15 protein-coding genes are annotated in these 17,608 nt (G+C 46.1%); 9 read left to right on the top strand and 6 right to left on the bottom strand.

The annotated features are described in order from the left end of the window. Window positions 1–41: 41 nt before the first annotated feature. A complete protein-coding gene (gene amt, locus AC3A14_RS14595) occupies window positions 42–2,549 on the bottom strand; it encodes an ammonium transporter (RefSeq protein ID WP_318732838.1) in 2,508 nt (835 codons plus the stop codon). A 188-nt stretch (window positions 2,550–2,737) separates the two neighbouring features. On the opposite strand from amt, the gene AC3A14_RS14590 reads away from it, so the two are divergent. The 6 genes from AC3A14_RS14590 (at window position 2,738) to AC3A14_RS14565 (ending at window position 9,059) form a co-directional block, all read left to right on the top strand. After that, the gene (locus AC3A14_RS14590; RefSeq protein ID WP_318732839.1) at window positions 2,738–3,403 is read left to right on the top strand and encodes a ThiF family adenylyltransferase; all 666 of its coding nucleotides are present in this window, start codon (window positions 2,738–2,740) and stop codon (window positions 3,401–3,403) included. Window positions 3,404–3,487: 84 nt separating this feature from the next. After that, the gene (locus AC3A14_RS14585; protein WP_318702109.1) at window positions 3,488–3,901 is read left to right on the top strand and encodes a hypothetical protein; all 414 of its coding nucleotides are present in this window, start codon (window positions 3,488–3,490) and stop codon (window positions 3,899–3,901) included. Further along, window positions 3,898–4,851, top strand: a complete 954-nt coding sequence (locus AC3A14_RS14580; protein WP_318732840.1) for a DNA polymerase III subunit delta' — start codon at window positions 3,898–3,900, stop codon at window positions 4,849–4,851. Before AC3A14_RS14585 ends, AC3A14_RS14580 begins: the two co-directional genes overlap by 4 nt. A 197-nt stretch (window positions 4,852–5,048) precedes the next feature. Next, on the top strand, window positions 5,049–5,738 hold the full coding sequence (locus AC3A14_RS14575) for a hypothetical protein (RefSeq protein ID WP_318736795.1): 690 nt from the start codon (window positions 5,049–5,051) through the stop codon (window positions 5,736–5,738). A 294-nt stretch (window positions 5,739–6,032) separates the two neighbouring features. After that, entirely contained in the window at window positions 6,033–7,682 is a 1,650-nt protein-coding gene (locus AC3A14_RS14570; RefSeq protein ID WP_318732842.1) for an adenylate/guanylate cyclase domain-containing protein, read from the top strand. Window positions 7,683–7,877: 195 nt separating this feature from the next. Continuing rightward, window positions 7,878–9,059 carry an RtcB family protein gene (locus AC3A14_RS14565; RefSeq protein ID WP_318732843.1) on the top strand — a complete coding sequence of 394 codons (1,182 nt, stop codon included), beginning with the start codon at window positions 7,878–7,880 and terminating at the stop codon, window positions 9,057–9,059. 317 nt (window positions 9,060–9,376) lie between these two features. Here the strand turns inward: AC3A14_RS14565 and AC3A14_RS14560 are convergent, their stop codons facing one another. Further along, window positions 9,377–10,324 (bottom strand): DUF1517 domain-containing protein, encoded by a 948-nt coding sequence (locus AC3A14_RS14560; protein WP_318732844.1) that lies wholly within the window; start codon window positions 10,322–10,324, stop codon window positions 9,377–9,379. 258 nt (window positions 10,325–10,582) lie between these two features. Between AC3A14_RS14560 and AC3A14_RS14555 the strand changes: the two genes are divergently transcribed. Then, a complete protein-coding gene (locus AC3A14_RS14555; protein WP_318732845.1) occupies window positions 10,583–11,161 on the top strand; it encodes a hypothetical protein in 579 nt (192 codons plus the stop codon). Window positions 11,162–11,248: 87 nt separating this feature from the next. Here the strand turns inward: AC3A14_RS14555 and AC3A14_RS14550 are convergent, their stop codons facing one another. Together AC3A14_RS14550 and AC3A14_RS14545 are read right to left on the bottom strand one after the other, a co-directional pair. Beyond that, complete coding sequence (locus AC3A14_RS14550; protein WP_318702102.1) at window positions 11,249–13,036, bottom strand: DUF3352 domain-containing protein; 1,788 nt, start codon at window positions 13,034–13,036, stop codon at window positions 11,249–11,251. A gap of 67 nt (window positions 13,037–13,103) precedes the next feature. Beyond that, window positions 13,104–14,546 carry an efflux RND transporter periplasmic adaptor subunit gene (locus tag AC3A14_RS14545; RefSeq protein WP_318732846.1) on the bottom strand — a complete coding sequence of 481 codons (1,443 nt, stop codon included), beginning with the start codon at window positions 14,544–14,546 and terminating at the stop codon, window positions 13,104–13,106. Between the two features lie 61 nt (window positions 14,547–14,607). Here AC3A14_RS14545 and AC3A14_RS14540 point away from each other — a divergent pair, with 61 nt between their 5' ends. Next, window positions 14,608–15,330, top strand: a complete 723-nt coding sequence (locus AC3A14_RS14540; RefSeq protein WP_318702100.1) for a hypothetical protein — start codon at window positions 14,608–14,610, stop codon at window positions 15,328–15,330. Window positions 15,331–15,452: 122 nt separating this feature from the next. Beyond that, window positions 15,453–16,370 (top strand): tetratricopeptide repeat protein, encoded by a 918-nt coding sequence (locus tag AC3A14_RS14535; RefSeq protein WP_318732847.1) that lies wholly within the window; start codon window positions 15,453–15,455, stop codon window positions 16,368–16,370. A gap of 10 nt (window positions 16,371–16,380) precedes the next feature. On the opposite strand, the gene AC3A14_RS14530 is transcribed toward AC3A14_RS14535, so the two are convergent. Beyond that, the gene (locus tag AC3A14_RS14530; RefSeq protein WP_318732848.1) at window positions 16,381–16,566 is read right to left on the bottom strand and encodes a hypothetical protein; all 186 of its coding nucleotides are present in this window, start codon (window positions 16,564–16,566) and stop codon (window positions 16,381–16,383) included. A 328-nt stretch (window positions 16,567–16,894) separates the two neighbouring features. Beyond that, on the bottom strand, window positions 16,895–17,395 hold the full coding sequence (locus AC3A14_RS14525) for a DUF3226 domain-containing protein (RefSeq protein WP_413039127.1): 501 nt from the start codon (window positions 17,393–17,395) through the stop codon (window positions 16,895–16,897). Window positions 17,396–17,608 lie beyond the last annotated feature (213 nt).

Raw genomic sequence — 17,608 nt, 5'->3', positions numbered from 1 at the left:
CATTTGCTCTTACCGTTGTGTCCCATCCTTAATTAAAATAACTATAACTCTTTGCGCTTAAAGACCACCAACGTAATATCATCATACATGGTGTGGGAACCCATATAAGAGCGAACATCCGCAATCAGGCGATCGCGAATCTCTTCCGTTGAATAATGCCACACCTGAGTGATGCGATCGCAAAACCGATCTAAACCATAACGTTTACCATCACTATTTTCCGCTTCCGTAATTCCATCTGTATACAAAACACCGCCATCCCCTGGATTTAGATCTACCACAATTGAGTCAAAAAACTCAGAGACATCCTCTTGTAATCCCAACGGAATTCCCAAATCAAGTGTATCAATGCGCTCTATCCTTCCATCTGCACGCACAATTAACAACTCCTCATGTTGACCACTCAACCTGAGCTGTCCCTGAGTATAATCCAAAATACTTAACGTTAAACTTTTTTCCGATTTCATTCGTTGTACATTATGATAAATCGTGCGATTCAGAATATCCAAAAAGCGCTCCGGATCGGTTTCCTCTGCTTCCAACAACGTCCGGACTGCCGTTTGCACCATAATCGACAAGACTCCACTTTCCAACCCATGACCCGTCACATCACCAATAGCAATTTTTATCCCTAAATCGTGAAGCAAAACATCATAATAATCCCCACCTACCTCAAAAGCTGGCTCCATAAATACAGCAAAGGTCAACTCCGGAATAGCGGTCAATTCTTCTGCTGTTGGCAACAAGATTTTTTGCAACTTCCGAGTCACATCCAACTCAGAACTCATGCGTAAATTCTCCTCTTTAAGCTGCTGATTGAGTTCCAAAATTTCCGCATTAGCTTTAGCGAGATCGGCTTGGGTTTTCTTCCGTCGAGTAATATCTCTAAATGTCCCCACATAAAACGTGCGATGCTCGCCTAAATTAGCCTTTGTTAAGGTTGCTTCTATCGGAAATTCTTCCCCATTCGATCGCAATCCGATCGCTTCATGCCTTCCCGGTTTGATCAGTTCTCGAATCACGGTTAATCGGTCAGCTAGGGGATCGCTTGGAATCGAAATCAACCGCTCAATAGATAATCCCATTAATTCCGCAAGAGGATAACCAAAAATCTTTTCTGCACTGGGATTCGCTTTGCTAATTTCTAAATTATCTAGAGTAAACGTTAAAATTCCATCACTGGCCGTATTAAACACCGCCTGAGTTTTACTCACTGCTTCCTCTAGAGCCGCCATCACTTGATTGTAACGATGGGCAATTTGTCCCACTTCTGTAAAGGGTTCTACCGGTACGCGCAGAGCTAAATCCTGAGTATTAGCCTGCTCTTGCATCACTTGAAAGAGATCGTGGATTTCTGTCTGTGCCTGATGCTCAGAAATATTCAAACCAATTTTTTCTTCCGCTAAAGAAACCCGTAAAGCAATCAACTGGTTTAGGCTCCATAAAATCCCATAGGTTAGAGAAAAAGCCCACACTCCAGCAACGATAATTCCTAACAGTTGTACCCCGAATTGTTCTCGAACCGTTAACCCCGTTCCCAGAATCTGGGGATCGCCAAACCAGGCAACGGCTAAGGTTCCCCAAATACCAGATCCTCCATGGACTGCAATGGCATCAACGGCATCATCTATTTTAAAATCTTCCAAAAGTTGAGCGACAATCATCATAATTCCCGCTCCTATGATGCCAATCATGACAGCTTCTAATGTTGTGACGGCATGACAAGAAGCGGTTACGGCAACTAAGCCAGCCAAAGAGCCATTCATTAAGGCTTCAACCTGGGGAATTTTGCGCCGATACCAACTAATGGCTGCACCGGTTAGCATTCCTGACGATCCGGCCATCATAGTATTGACCATAATTCCAGGGACTTGGTCATTGAGGCTTAACGTACTGCCCCCATTAAAGCCTAACCATCCAAACCATAACAGTAGAGTTCCTAGGACAGCAAGTTGCATATTAGATCCGTGGATTTTACGGGGGTGTCCCGAATATCGAAATCGTCCGGAACGGGGCCCAACCACGGATAGTGTAGCTAAAGAAACCCACGCCCCAATACTATGAACAACTGTTGAGCCAGCAAAATCGACAAACCCCAGATTCTGTAGCCAACCGGAGGTATTTTCTAAGTTCAGACCATTCCAAGCCCAACAACCGAAGATGGGATAAATGAGGCCAGAAACGAGACCTGCAACCACGAGATAGGAAATAAATTTCATCCGTTCTGCGACTGCACCAGAAACGATGGTGGTAGAGGTGCTGCAAAACATGGTTTGGAAGAGGAAAAAAGTGGCGACTGAGGGGGTACTAATATTAATAAAAAAATTACTGATGCCCAGCCATCCACTGGGATTTTCCCCAAACATGAGGGCATATCCGATCGCCCAAAATAGGGTAACAGAGATGCCAAAATCGGCTATATTTTTAACAGCAACGTTAATGCTGTTTTTGGAACGAGTCAGGCCAGATTCTAAACACATGAATCCGGGTTGCATGAGAAAGACTAGCCCCGAACAGACGAGAACCCAAAGAATATCAGTCACATTCATAAAGGAGGGGGATCGGCGATCGCCCCAAGGTAACCAGCTCTCAAGGGAATGATGTTCAAATTTAGTGCGGAAAACACTCCAAACACCCAGACGCGGAGAATGGGAGAAGTCCTTCTCTTACGGGAGAAGGCTTGATCTCCAACATTATACAATGGAGATTACCGATCGCAGGTCTGGCAGGCATCACTATGTCTATGTTTTTTCATGAAGAATTGCACCGCACAGCCCCTATTATGGCCAAGCTCAAGTGTTTTCCGATTGCCATTTGCGGTGCCGGTGCCTTGGGGGGAAATCTGACGGAAAATTTGGCCAGAACTGGACTGACTCAGATTAAGGTGATTGATGACGATCGCATTGAGGAGCGTAATCTCTCGACCCAACCCTATTATCAATCGGATGTGGGTGCTTATAAAGTTAAAATCCTCGCCAATACTCTCTATCGGGCGTTAGGGATCGGTTTACAAGGGATTAATCAACGCTTAACCGACGACACCGTTCATAAATTGCTCAAAGGGTCCTCTTTGGTGATTGATACATTTGATAATAGTCCCAGTCGCCAAAGCGTCAAAGACTATTGCACAACACACCAGATTCCCTGCTTACATATTGGATTAGCTGCGGACTATGGGGAAATCATTTGGAACGATCGCTATCGCGTCCCTTCACCGGCTAATGATGATGTTTGTGACTACCCCTTAGCCCGTAATTTGGTCTTGCTCGCAGTGGCTGTAGCGTCCGAAGTCATCTTAACGTTTATTCGCGATCGCCAGCAGGACAACTATACGATTACATTTGCCGATTTTGCCATTACTCCCCTACCCATTTCCGATGACCGGAAACAAGTAAATGGATAAAATCATCTGATCGCATAACCCTAAAGTCGTAGACGATAAGAGTAGGGCGCTGCCCTCATTCTTTCTTCATTCGAGGATTAACCTATGAATAGACCATCTGTAGCGATCCTATCTATCCTAGCAGGGGCGATCGCCACCCTGACTTCCCTAAGCAGTCTAGCCCAAACCACCCAAAAAACCATCAGTCCTGGGTTTCAACCCATGGAACTCACGGGTACATCTGGTGGCCCCACTGCAAGCAATTGCGGGAATTTAGCGGCTGCGCCCAATGTGAGACTGACTGTCACGGCCGATACTTCCATTCATTTCCGCCTGCAAAGTTCGGGTAACCCGACCCTCAAAATTGACGGCCCCCAAGACTTTGACCTCTGTGTGCCGGCCCATGATGGCTCAACCGTCGAAATTCCTGGTCAATGGCCTCCAGGCGAATACCAAGTATTTGTTGGAGATCTCGAGGCTGGATCTCATGGATATACCCTGAAAATTTCCGAGCAATGAGCCTTAAATTTGAAGAAGTGATTGGCCAACCGCAAGCGGTGAGGTTACTTAGTCAGGCGATTGGCAAAAATCGCATTGCCCCCGCCTATTTGTTTGTGGGGCCTGATGGCATTGGTAAGCGTTTGAGCGCTCGTTATTTTGTCCAATATCTGGCTAGTCGAGAAGATACTCCAGAACAACTGGCGCGGATTAGAAAACGCATGGAACAGGGGAATCATCCTGACCTGTTATGGGTGGAACCCACGTATCAACATCAAGGACAATTACTATCGGTAACTCAGGCAAAAGCTGAAGGGGTGAAACGGAAAGCACTGCCACGGATTCGGATTGAACAAGTGCGAGAAATTAGTCAATTTCTCAGTCGTCCCCCTTTGGAGTCCCCCCGGTCTTTAGTGGCGATCGATCGGGCAGATTTGATGGCGGAAGGGGCGGCTAATGGGTTATTGAAGACCTTGGAGGAACCGGGCCAAGCGACGATTATTGCGATCGCCTCTTCTGAGGCTGCTCTGTTGCCCACGATTGTTTCTCGCTGTACCCGAATTCCTTTTTATCGTTTGAGTCCAGAGACATTGGCGCAGGTTTTGCGATCGCGCGGTTATGGGGAAATTGTCGGGAACCCAACCGTGATGGCCTTAGCTCAGGGCAGTCCAGGGGAAGCGATCGCCGCTTTTGAGCAGTTACAAGCTTGCCCACCAGAACTCTTACAGTCTCTACAGAATCTTCCCCCCACTCCTCGAGAACAATTAACCTTAGCCAAAACCATTCCTCAAACCTTAGATACCCCCACCCAACTGTGGCTGATTGGCTATCTGCAACAGTTCTATTGGCAAAATCACCCGTCTTCCCAAACGCTACAACCGTTAGAAAAAGCCAGCCGTGCCCTTCTGAACTATGTCCAACCCCGATTAGTTTGGGAGGTCACCTTATTGGCGATGGGGAGTGGGCAGTGAGAAATAAGGCATATTGAAATCCTGTAATTTCTCTGATAACAAATTAAATTCACCCAATAAGAGGATGTTTTCTCGCGATCCCTTATGGGACGATTAGCCCTGTCGTGCTTCAAGTCAGGGTTTAGATGCGCCGATTATCCAGGTTAAACGTATTAAAAAAATATGTTAAACATCAGAGATTAATAATTCTCTGTTGGTTGCAAATTTTGGCAACTTTAGGATTAATTGGAGGCTTATTTTCCCCCACAATAGCACCAACAGTTGAAGGAGATCGGGCCCGCAAGCGGCAGTTGCCTGGATTTACGGTATCAGCCAAATTAGTTAATCTCTCTACAGAACATCTGTTTGCAACTCCCAACTCCGTAGGGGCGATCGCCATTGGAGTTGCTGAAGGAACCCGTACCCCTAGCGGAGAATATACCGATCTCTACTTTGGCCATACCGATCCTGGAAACTTCAAACATAACCTAGGAACCTTCGCCTATCAACATGGTGCAGACAGCCCCGAGGAAGCAGACTTCAAACAACTGCGACGACTTAAACCCTCCATTATCCAACTCGAAGAAGAAGCCCAAACCGTTGGTATTCACCTGGGCACCTTTGAATTGTTAGCTGGAGTAGATTTAATCAATCAATCTCCCCTAGCTGGAAAAGACTATATTAAACACCTCAAAACCTGTCACCAACTGGAAGAAGACCTAAAACAAGTCATACTATGTGCCCGCGTGCGTTCTTTCGTCAATCCCACCACGGGAGTACTAGAAGCCGATGGACTTGGTTCCTATCGCAGTACTGTCCGAAAAGATCAAAAGCGGCGCTTAGATGCTATAGAAAGGGTACTCAACTCAAAGAATAGGTTTAGGCACACATCAATCACTCATCAGTAACATCAGTACAATTGCCCTGAGATTGACTGTAGCTACAGATGATTCTCAGGCTCATTATTTACAATAGAGAGAATACCCTGCCAACAATCAGTTGACAGGTAATACTAGGGTCAGGGTTCATCCGATTTAGTTCTGGATTACTCGATAAAGAGATAATTTATAGCGTATGGCGTTCCATTCAGACTTGAGTGACTACTTTGCTTGGACTCAGAAAATGGGTAAGTTAGATTGTTCTCAATTGCGTTGGTTGTCCGTGAATGTTGCAAGTACCATGGCTCAAGGGGTTGAAAGACAATGAGCCAACTTAAACTGCGGATACAAGTTGAGGGGAATACCGAAGGAACCGTATTGGTTGAAGATAATCCCTTTGTTTTAGGGCGATCGCCCGATTGTAGCCTCTGCCTCCCTTTTTTTGGTGTTTCCCGTTATCATGGTCAAATTATTGCCCGTGGGAATGGATGGCTCATCGAAGATATGGGCAGTCTCAATGGCACATTATTAAACGGATTACCCGCCACATCTGCACAATGGATTCATCATGGGGATGTGGTGCAAATTGGGGTTGTGTCTTTAGTGGTTCTCATTCTGCAACCTTCTGGAGAGGAGATTTCTAAAGGGCCAGAATTGAGTACTGATGGCACAACAATTCTCCGTAATGTTAAAGATCTGCAACGATTATGGCTGCAACCCCATAATGAGCAAGATACCGCCAGCAGCAACCGTAAAGCGATCGCCCGGCTCAAAGATCTCGTAGACATTAGTAAAGGCCTCAACTCCGCCGGTTCCCTCGAAGCCATCTTTCTCCAAGTCCAAGAAGCCGTTTTTCGAGACCTCAAACGCATTGATCGTCTAGCCCTCTTAATTGACTTAGAAGCCATTGGACAACTCAAATTAGTTCGCCTAGCAACCCGTCATCAAGGTCAAGATACCCTCACTGCCGATAGCAGTTGGATTTCCCACAGCATCTGTCAAAAAGTCTTTGTCGAAAGAGTCGCCATTCAAACCGCAGACGCACAAGCCGATGAACGCTTTGAAGGAGAAATGAGTATCCTCAGCAAAGGTATTCGTTCTGCTATGGCTGTTCCCTTGTGGGAAGAAGAACAAGTCTTTGGCGTTCTTTATGCCGATGCCCATGTTTCTTCCCAGTACACCAGTGTAGAAGCAGAAGAAGACCTCAGTTTTTTCTCCGCTCTAGCCAACTTAGTCGCCTCTTCTGTACAAAGATGGCTTCTAGAAGAAAAACTCAGAGATGAAGAAAATATTCGTCAGCGTCTCGAACGCTATCATACCCCTTCCGTTGTCCAACAAATGATGGCAGCCGGAGCGCTCACCGATGGCCGTTTACCCCTAGCTGAATATGAAATTAGTATTTTATTTGCCGATATTGTGGGCTTTACTGCCCTCTCTGAACGGCTTTCCCCCTCAGAAATTGCCGAACTTTTAAATAAATTCTTTGAAGAAATGCTCCAGGAAGTTTTTGTCGCCAAAGGAACCTTAGATAAATTTATTGGCGATTGCATTATGGCATTTTTTGGCGCTCCAGAAGTGCAACCGGATCACGCAGACCGGGCAGTGGCAGCCGCTAGAGGAATGCTGACTCGCTTAGAGCATTTAAATAAAACCAAGCGTTTAAATGAACCCTTACAACTGAGAATTGCCATTAATAGTGGGAAGGCAGTCGTAGGCGATATTGGCAGTTCCCAGCGAGTCGATTATACCGTATTGGGATCGACCATAAACTTGGCTTCTCGTATGGAAGGAATTTGTCCTCCTGGAGAATGTGTAGTCAGTGAAAAAACTTATAAATTATTGCGCGTTCGCCGGGGATTTATGCCCATGGGAAGTTATCGCTTTCGGGGCATAGAACGACCGATTAGAGTTTATCAAACGACGCGCACTATTCCTGAAGAAACAGAAACTCACACGACTCAGATACAGGAATAATCTTCAATGATATATAGTTGGATTGGTGAGTATTAGCTACGTTTTAAATCTCAAAAATACTTGCTGCAAATGCGTACTGAAGATGAACCAAGACTCATTCAGCAGTCCTAGCAATTGACAGATATCACCTAATTGTATTATCATGTAGTATATGCAGTCATCTGCCCCAATGCTGGACAGGAGAGGATTATTCCCATGCCTTATGAACATCTGCAATTTGCCCAAGCCAAACCCGTACTCTCTTGGGCAAACCACCCCCTAGCCCACGACGAAACCCGCATGGCAAAAAATGTGGCTTCCTTGCCCTTTGTCTTTAAGCATGTGGCGTTAATGCCAGATGTTCATTTAGGTAAAGGAGCCTTAGTTGGCTCGGTTATTGCCACCAAAGAAGCCATTATTCCTGCCGCTGTAGGTGTCGATATTGGCTGTGGTATGGCAGCCGTTAAAACCCCTTTTACCGCCGCTCAACTTGAGGGGAAACTCAAAAAGATTCGCCAAGACATTGAATCCACAATTCCGGTAGGCTTCAATGACAATAAAGAGGTCGAAAAAACGGTCACCAACTGGCAAGGATGGCAAGACTTTAAGGATTTACACAAAGGGGTACAAAACCTGGATAGTAAAGCCATGAAACAAATGGGATCTCTGGGGGGGGGCAACCATTTTATTGAAGTTTGCCTCGATACAGAAGATCGAGTTTGGTTAATGCTCCATTCTGGTTCTCGGCATATTGGCAATCGATTAGCTCAGAATCATATTCACACAGCCAAGGACTTAGCGAAGCTAGCCGAAACCTCTTTACCCGATCCTGATTTATCCTATTTTGTCGCTGGAACTCCAGAATTTACTGCCTATTGGCACGATTTACAATGGGCACAACAGTATGCTCGGTTTAATCGGGATGTGATGATGGCAAGATTAAAGCGCATTATCGAAAAACATCTCACTGGAGGCAAACCGATGAAACCTTTACTTGAGGTGAATTGCCATCATAATTATGCTGAACAAGAAACCCATTTCGGTGAATCGGTTTATGTAACGCGCAAAGGTGCGGTACGAGCGCAAGAAAATGATTATGGGATTATTCCTGGTTCCATGGGTGCGAAATCCTATATTGTCAAAGGGAAAGGCCATGTGGACAGTTATTGCTCTTGTTCCCATGGTGCGGGGCGATTAATGTCTAGAACCAAGGCGAAAAAATCCTATACTCTTGATGATTTGATTGCCCAAACTGATGGTGTTGAATGCCGCAAAGATGCAGGCGTTTTAGATGAAATTCCAGGAGCGTATAAGCCCATTGAGCAGGTGATGAATAATCAGTCTGATTTAGTGGAAGTGGTGGCTACTCTGAAGCAAGTTGTTTGTGTAAAAGGATAAGGATTGGGTAGGGTGCGTTCTTAACGCACCCTACTGGGCTATGGCTATTAGACATCTCCTAAAACCCCATTTATAGTAAAAAATCCCAGACTTCTTCTAACATTGATTCAGGAAGATGTTCTACTTCTTTGAAAAATAACTCTTTAATGTTTATATGGCTCATCAATCGATCCAGATATTAATTAGGTGATTATAGCACTTTTTCTAGACTCGACCGAAGAAACCGGGGTTTTCAGATCGCCTTAGCCAATGAACCGATACTGCTGAAAAAACCCGGTTTCTAAACCCTAAGCATTCGGGAGGAATTTCCCAAGAGCTTAAACCAATTTCAAATTGGGATAAGCGGCTAAAATATCATCACTGGTGAGGGTATCCCCACTGGCTTGGGGAGTCCAAAGCACTTCGATCGCCAATAGATTATCTTCCCCTAACGATCCCATTTGACTCAGGGCACGTCGCAAGTCTTGAGAACCATTAATTGCAGGTAACTCTAATTTACCGAAGGTGGCTGCGACTAAAGTCACTACAATATATTCACCAGAGGCTTGCCCTAACTCGTCAGTTGCTTCTCCCGGTAATGCACCCTTACTTTCTGCTTGTTTAAGCTGGTTATTGTAATTGGTGAGAGTTTCTTCCGTGAACTTACTGCGCTCGGCAATGGAGAATTGGTTAAACTTAGCTTCTGCTGTATCGAGCCGTCCTGGAGAGCTTTCGGCACTACCATACACCCAATATTCTGGATGGCGCAAGAGGGAAAGAGTCGCTTCTTGTAGAATTTGGGCGCGTCCAGCACCGGTAGTGGGGTCGCTGGTTTGAGCAATTCGGTCTAAGTCAGTTTGCAAGCTACGTGCATCGGCTAAGAGTCCCACTTGCACTTGAGCAACGGAGGTCGTGGGATTCGAGCTACCGGCGACCATTTCCGTATCCCCATCCCCCAGGCGGCGCATGGTTTGCATCAGGAAGTTAGCGATCGCCACAAAAATCAGGATTGTAAATAGCCCACCAAACCCTCCTCCAAAGCCGAAGAAGGGCAGTAAAAAGGGAAAACCGAATCCCCCCCCAAAGCCATATCCACCCCCTGTATAGGTGCGGCTAGGGGCACTATAGGTGCGGCTGGGAGCGCGGAATGAGCCGCCCCCAATGCGTCCGCCGGTTCGGGCAGCTAGGGCGCTGGTGGCACTACCCAAGGTGATGGAAACCATTAGAACGATGAGTAGCAGGGATTTCCAGGCGGTTTTGCGATTGAGCCAAGATAAGTTTTTCATGGGTTATGGTATTGAATATCTTGATTACTAGAATGAAAGGAAAACGCGATCGGGTTCTCCTCCCTTTAAAGTATCTTTAGATTAAACCCTTGGAATTGTCGGTTATCCCCCTTTGCAAAGGTTGGGTAACCTGAATTCGAGAATAGTGGCGGGTAGGGTGAGCAGGGTATAGAGTTGTCGAAGTTGAATCCATCGCTGATTCTCTTGCCCACCCTAGGATGATTGGCAATCATAACGGTTCTTTCCCAGGAAACTCCAATGTTGACGATAACAAATGTGAAACTGAGAATATTGGCGATCGCCGCAATGCTGGCTCCCTTCGGCTTTACTCTTCCCCTTGAAGCAAGCCAGGTTTTGCTTCCCCATACCCATTTGCCCTTAGTTCTGTCTCAGTCTGATTGGCAAACCTATACCAAAACCGGAAACTTTAGAGTCCAGATGCCAGGAGAACCCGAAGAGGAAAGGAGTTCTGAAGATTTTGGTGGCGAAACTCTGACCATTGAAGAAATCCAATTTGAAGACGAAGAGGGAATCTATGGAGTATTTTATATGGAGTTGCCCACTGAATACCTCCAGCAAGCCAGCGATAAACAGATTCTCGACGAAATGAGCGATAGCTTCCTGGAGGGAATGGAAATGCCAGACCTCAAAAGTCAGGAGCAATTAATCGATCTCAATGGCTATCCTGGTCGTGAATACCGCGTCAGCGAAATTGAGGGGGAAGGGTTGCTAGTCCTGCGCTTGTATCTAGCAGAAAACAAAATTTACTTCCTCGTTAGCGCATCTTCAGTCGCTGATTTAGTAGAGCGCTTTATGAATTCCTTTGAGTTGTTATAGCCAGGAACTCGTTAAGTTCGGATAGTTAGACAGTAGGCAGTAGGCAATAGGTAAAAAACTAGGTGTTACCCTTGCCTATTGCCTAGCTTATTCTTCTGACTCTTCTGGAGAAGGTTCTGGAGAGGCTTCTGGAGAGGCTTCTGGTGTTGGTGAGGGGTTTAAGCTCGGAGAGGGTAGGGGTCCGGGTTCCTGACCTTTTTTCAGGCGCACCAGCAAGTCATAGCGGGTGGTACGGGGGCTAGTAATAGCGGAGGTTACGCCAATGGAGTCAAACGCCTTAAAGAGATTCGCTTGATCCGGAGGCATAATAATTGGTAGGGGGAGATTTTGGTTAAACAGACGCTCGATATCGGCGTAAAAATAACCACTTTGGGGACTCAGACCTTCGGGAATACTGGTTGTAAAGCCTGTGCTACTCGCGAGGGGATCTTCAGGAGGGGTAATGATACGGTTGGAGATGGGTGCGCCAAAGGTCATCATGACTAAGTCATCACTTAACCAGGCTCGACTAATGTCAATAATGCCAAAGGGAAGTTGCCATTGAGTAACTTCGGTTTCACCGATGGTTTCTGAATTAATTTGCACCTGATATTTATCTTGCATGGCTTGGTCGAGGCTGGCAAAGGTTTCGTTCGCCGCTTCTCGATCGCCGGTATTCACCATCACCGCAAAGCCAAATGGAATTGGAGACGTATTTTGATCGGCAGGAATCATGGCGATCGCAAATGCGCCATTCATCCACTTAAGTAAATCTTCTTCTAAACTTAATCCCGTAGTATCTAATAAACCTTGTTTTAAGCCTTCTGGATTTAAGGGCGCTAAGGGATTCCCCTCCACACCTGTGGCATATTGATTCCATGCCTGATTCAAATTACTGCCGGTGAGCATCATCAACGTATCACTGGGGAGATAATTTCCCAGATCCAAGCTTAGGCTATCGGTTTGTAATTTCCGATCCGCTTGATTACTCAGCCAAGTAATCCCCTTAAACACTAAACCATTCGAGGCCACTTCTAACGTAGCCGCTAATCCCTGATTGGTTTGAATTTTGTCCAATTCTTCTGGGGCGATCGGGCGTACAGAATTGGCAGCAGCAACTCTAGTGGCTTCAGGAATATTGACATACATGCGTGCCAAACCTGAAGACGTTCCCAACTGTTCTAAAGCATTTTTATATCCCGGAGTCGAAGCCACAGAAGCCGATCCTTTAAACGTATCAATGACTCGTTCCGTGGCTTCTGGAGCGCTACTAATGACTAAATATCGGCCATCCAAAACCGTCGAAGAAAATACCACATCTGCATCGGGTTTTGTTTCTTGGATTTCAATATCCTTATACGTGCGTTGGGTGAGTTCTTGATCGACTAATTTTCCCGAAATTTCCTTTGCTTTCAAGGGATTGGCAATCGGAACAATCATCACCCAAGAGGGTTGTTCCACCATCACTATCCGTTCTTCTTCAGAGGGGGATTCATCCTCCGCTATTTCTGGCGCTAAATAGGCCCAGGTTACTTCTTGTCCCACCCAAGGCTGAATATCTTGGAGGTAATCTAATTTCGTTTGGGTTTGAAATTGATAGCGCAGTTGGGCTAAACTTTCGTCTAATGCTGCTTGAGTATTGGGGGTGCCAAAGGATCGTAAATTTTCCCATTGACGCTCATTGGTGGATAAAGAAATGGTCATCAGGGAATCTTGGGGAACTACATTGGCTCCCAGTTGCATATCTTTGGGAACTTGAGTCCGTCCAACGAATAGCCAATAAGCCAGGCTACCGGTTGCACCCAGGATAATGATTCCAGCGATCGCCAGTAACCCTAGCTTTTTTTTGGAATCTGAAAGATTTTGCAGCACAGTTAGAGGGGTTTTATCGGTCATAAAAATTAAGGGAAAAGCAAGAGGCAAAAGGCAACAGGCAATCCAAGAAAACCTAGGTTTACCCGAGTTATGGGGAAGAGAGGATACTTAATTCTACGCGATCGCCATCCTCAAGGGGTCGAGAACTTTGCAAGACATAGCGTTCTCCAGGTTCTAAACCAGAGACAATTTCCACTTCACCATCGCGGGTTGTTCCCAGGATGACCCGTCGAGAGGTTACGATGTTTCCACTGGTCTCATCAATCAGAAATAGGGTAGCATCCTCACCTTCTCGGTTAACCAAGGCTCTTTGGGGAACCCGGATCGTTTGGCGATCGCCCACTTCAAAGTTAGCTCGGGCTAATAATCCACTCCCTAAGCGCCCGCTACGATTAGAAATGGTTACTTCCACGGGAATTAACCGCGCCACCGGATCGGCTGCTGGGGAAATTCGGGTGACTTCTCCCGCAAATTCTTGGTCAGGAAAGGCATCTAAAGTCACCGATACATATTGCCCCAGATAAATTTGATACAAATCTAATTCCGAAACTTCCACATTGACTTTCACGCGGCTAAAATCCCCAATTCTGAGCAACTCATCGCCGGGTCTTACCACCGTACCTGATTCTGTTTGTCGGTTTAAAATAGTGCCAGAAATAGGAGCTTCTACTTCCGTATAGGATTGACGCTCTTGGGCTTGACTGAGAATGGCTTGTTGGGCAGTGACTCGCTCCTGAGCTGCGGCGATGACCTTATTTTGCGTGACAATCTGAGCTTCCGCTGCCGAGAGAGCTTGTTTAGCTCTTTCGGCAGAAGTGCGGGCTAATTCCGCATCTTGTTTAGAAATGGCTCCTTCTTTATACAACGTTTCCAAACGTTGGGCATCGGCTTCAGTTTGGCTTAATTCAAGTTTGGCAATTTCAATTTGGGTTTGTAACTGGCGAATCTGGCTTTCACTTTGGGCGACTTCTACCCGACGAGCCGAGAGTTCTGCCTGAGCTTGGTTAATGGCTGCGGTGGGTAAGGCTTTATCAATTTCGGCAATCACTTGGCCTCGACGGACGCGATCGCCCACATCTACACTCAGATAAAGGAGCTGTCCTTCACTTTGCGATCGCAATGTCACTTCCTGAATCGGTTCTGTGGTTCCCGTATAGGTTAAACGCGTTCCGCGATCGCTAGCCGCAACCGTTGCCACATCCACAGAAATGGTCTGGGGTTGATTGGCGACGGGTTGGGAAAAGGCACTTGATTCAGGACGAGGGAGCAATTTACATCCCGTGGTTGTCAACAGTAGAACCATCAGTAAGAGTAATTGCAGAGGAGGACGTTTAATCGCGATCGGCCGATTTCCGGTGAGTGTATCGCGCCATAGACTCACATTCCGATCCGATACCTTAAATTGACTGAATCGATCCCGTTGCCTCATAAACCAAATTGGGGTTAAGGTGACATCTGCATAGCCAGAGAAAATCCTTGGAGCTGTTGTCCGCAGGATTTTCCCTTTATTGTAAACAATTGTGCCCTTCACTGGTGCGCATTTCTCAATTAACCGCGATCGCAGGATTTACTCTCTTAGTTGGACTATCTATATGAACAGACGATTAAAACCCGCTAACTTTACAGCACTTGGCGATGTTATGGAGTATAGTGCTGAATCCTCAAAGCCATGTACGACAACCCTATTCCCTATTCCCTATTCCCTATTCCCTAGCGCGAAGCGCTATATCTCCTCTATTTTTGCTCTCACCCTTGCTCTAACTAGCTCTAGTTTCATCATAGGGCAAGCGGTTGCTCAAGCGAAGACCATCACCCTAACCATGCAATTTTTTGGGACGAGGCGTGAGGTGATTGGGCAAGGTCAATTCAGTTATGATGATTCCGAACCCTATCGAACGATTCAAGATGTAGACTATTTTGCCATCTCAGATTTTGAAGCTACGTTTAAGAATACCCAAACTTGGTCTTTAGATGATTTGGTTTCTGGCGATCAACCCTTATTATGGGCCCCAGAAGGAGAATCCTATCCCACACCGCGCATTGCCACTATTGGTGGATTTGGTGCGTTGACCCAGGGATGGGCATTTTTTAAATCCAGAAGTGTTGATAGTGAAAATTATGGGGTACTCCTGATTAAAAACCCCGCTTATCGGAATCAGGGAGATTTTGCTCTCACGGTGGGAGTGCAAGATGTTACCCAAGGAGGGGTGTTTGAAATTCAAGAGGCTCCGTCTACTTCTTCGGTAAATCTGGATTCCCAGGCTCAGTTGAATGGACTTTGGAAACTGGGATTAGTGGGTGTGGGTATATTTTAGGGGATAATTAATCGTTAAGTATTCTATGGGCGATCGCTGTAAACTTTAGAAGAGTAGGGTGCCCTGCACTTTTGCGAACGCACCCTACGGGATTTGCTTACGCTATTACCCGGAAAAAGTTTATGATTGCTAAGTTTCCTGTCCTCAACTGGCTCTCTTCTGTTTTAGCTGGCACCGCGATCCTAGTAACTCTGGGGGGTGTGGTTCCTGAAGCGGCTCAAGGGGAAAGTATAATGTCACAGCTTGCCCAAATGGATCGCAGTGTCCCCCAAAATATATACAATACGGGGCAAACTTCCCTAGAACAGCACAATTATCAACAAGCCCTTACTTATTTTAATCAGGCGATCGCCATCAACGGTGAGTATGCCCAAGCTTATCAAGGTCGTGCTTTAGCCCGCGATGCTATGGGAGACTCGGAAGGTGCCGTCTCTGATTTACGCACCGCTGCCAGCTTCTATTGGAAACAAGGCAATGCCCTAGCTGCTTATGAGGCGATTCGGTTGATTGAGCAAATGGGTAAAAAATTTGTCTGTCGCCAGAGTGGAGGGCAGTGGCAAACGGTTATGAACCTAAAGTCGAACACCTATCCGTTGATTATCTGGCACGATCGCAGGGTATGGGATGTTGACGGCAATGGAAACCCAGTTTTTCTGGAGCAAGATTCCATGGTGACGACGACAATAGCCGAAAAAAATACTGAGTTATCAGCTCAAGGACGTTGCGCCAGTGTTTCCGAACGGTTGAATAGTATCAGTGATGCTTTGATGCATAGGGGAGCGCAACACTTATTCAGAGTCGCAACCCTGGAAAGTACAGTTGAAGAAAGCGCGCGAACCGGCGAAGTTTTAACCTTGAAGCATAAGATTCAAGTGGCGTGTATTCCGGATAATCAAGGGATCTGCGATCGACAAAATGCCATTTTTACCCTCACAGGACAACCGGAGGGTGAGGGCGTTACGGAAAATAATCAAAAGCGTCTGGAGCGCTTGGCGCGTTTGATCGATCGCCCCGGTTCGGGTAAACCGATTCATAATTAACAAGCCATGCTCAATTGCTCCAAACCTTCTCTAATTTGGGCGGGGTTTTGGATCTGTAGGGTTTGGTAATACTGATCGCCCGCTTCAAGGGTTCTCTTACCGGATACGCTGCTTCTGCTTTGATCAAGCTGCGATCGGGTAAGTCTCCATGGTAGGCGAGAATCGCTAGATTTCTAGAGAGTACGGAGCTATCCATCCAGCGTCTCTTTTTCCGCTGCGCGATCGACTAAACTCAAGCATGGCACAGGATACCACTGGAAGGTTTCTGGATCGTCTAGCTCAATGCGTCCTTCAGAAACAATTTTCCAGCGAATACTTACATCATTGATCGTAACGGGAAACCGAACCCTGTAGCGATCGGTTCTAATTTCCCTGGGAAAACCTAAGTCTTATCCGCTAACATGCCTCGATAATGCCACCCTTGCTCATAGCGGTGTAGTATTTCTTGGGAACTGAAGCGATGGATATCCTGGATCTGCCAGCAAATGGCTTATAAAAACAGCAGGCGATCGAGAATGAAGCCATCAGGAACTCGCATCATCCTTCTTTAACCCTAGTAAATCCTCTAAAAAAGAGACCAATTTTTGCAAGTCTTCAACGGACTCAGCCGTTTCTGAACTAATCCATTGATTATCGGAAATACTGGCTTGATTGGTTTTACCTGGTTTGAGAACGCTAACCACTGTGGCAATAATGGCTTTTTCTCGATCGAAAGGCTTCCATTTGAGTTTTTTACGTTCTTCTTCTGAAAAGCGATCGATATAATTGTTTGCTCTTTGCAAATAGTCTCGATACGCTATCTCACCGCATTTTAACAGCAAGGTCTCCAAAACCCCTTGCTCTTCATTGTTAGGTAATACAAAAATACCCGTTCTTGTACCACTCCGGTTAACTTCTCCTGGAGTATCAGGGAATTGAGGAAAAAACTCTCGGAAATCCTTACAATAATTTTTGGCGACGCTTTCAGGTCGATCGTTGTCCGCATCAACAACAATGCCAAAAGAGTAAAATTGATCGCAATCTATATCCGATAACTTACAGCGCTTCGCGCTGCTATGAGGTACATTGTTGATCGTAGATGTGAGTTGTCATTGCGACCGCAGGGAAGCAATCGCCAAGATTGGGGGATTTTGCGATTGCTTCATTCCACTTCGTTCCATTCGCAATGACTGATCTCAATGAGACTGTACTCCGTTACAGCGCAAAGCGCTGTATCCCTCTTCTATCACTCTAGGCAG

It is taken from the genome of Roseofilum sp., from assembly GCF_982964205.1.
The sequence above is the reverse complement of the archived record's forward strand: the minus strand, read 5'-3'. Positions and strand labels throughout refer to the sequence as shown.

Bases quoted from the DNA above. Each gene is read 5' to 3' on its own strand.
- amt (WP_318732838.1), bottom strand. From the start codon at position 2,549: ATGAATGTGACTGATATTCTTTGGGTTCTCGTCTGTTCGGGGCTAGTC.
- AC3A14_RS14590 (WP_318732839.1), top strand. From the start codon at position 2,738: ATGTCTATGTTTTTTCATGAAGAATTGCACCGCACAGCCCCTATTATG.
- AC3A14_RS14585 (WP_318702109.1), top strand. From the start codon at position 3,488: ATGAATAGACCATCTGTAGCGATCCTATCTATCCTAGCAGGGGCGATC.
- AC3A14_RS14580 (WP_318732840.1), top strand. From the start codon at position 3,898: ATGAGCCTTAAATTTGAAGAAGTGATTGGCCAACCGCAAGCGGTGAGG.
- AC3A14_RS14570 (WP_318732842.1), top strand. From the start codon at position 6,033: ATGAGCCAACTTAAACTGCGGATACAAGTTGAGGGGAATACCGAAGGA.
- AC3A14_RS14565 (WP_318732843.1), top strand. From the start codon at position 7,878: ATGCCTTATGAACATCTGCAATTTGCCCAAGCCAAACCCGTACTCTCT.
- AC3A14_RS14560 (WP_318732844.1), bottom strand. From the start codon at position 10,324: ATGAAAAACTTATCTTGGCTCAATCGCAAAACCGCCTGGAAATCCCTG.
- AC3A14_RS14555 (WP_318732845.1), top strand. From the start codon at position 10,583: ATGTTGACGATAACAAATGTGAAACTGAGAATATTGGCGATCGCCGCA.
- AC3A14_RS14550 (WP_318702102.1), bottom strand. From the start codon at position 13,036: ATGACCGATAAAACCCCTCTAACTGTGCTGCAAAATCTTTCAGATTCC.
- AC3A14_RS14540 (WP_318702100.1), top strand. From the start codon at position 14,608: ATGAACAGACGATTAAAACCCGCTAACTTTACAGCACTTGGCGATGTT.
- AC3A14_RS14535 (WP_318732847.1), top strand. From the start codon at position 15,453: ATGATTGCTAAGTTTCCTGTCCTCAACTGGCTCTCTTCTGTTTTAGCT.
- AC3A14_RS14530 (WP_318732848.1), bottom strand. From the start codon at position 16,566: ATGGATAGCTCCGTACTCTCTAGAAATCTAGCGATTCTCGCCTACCAT.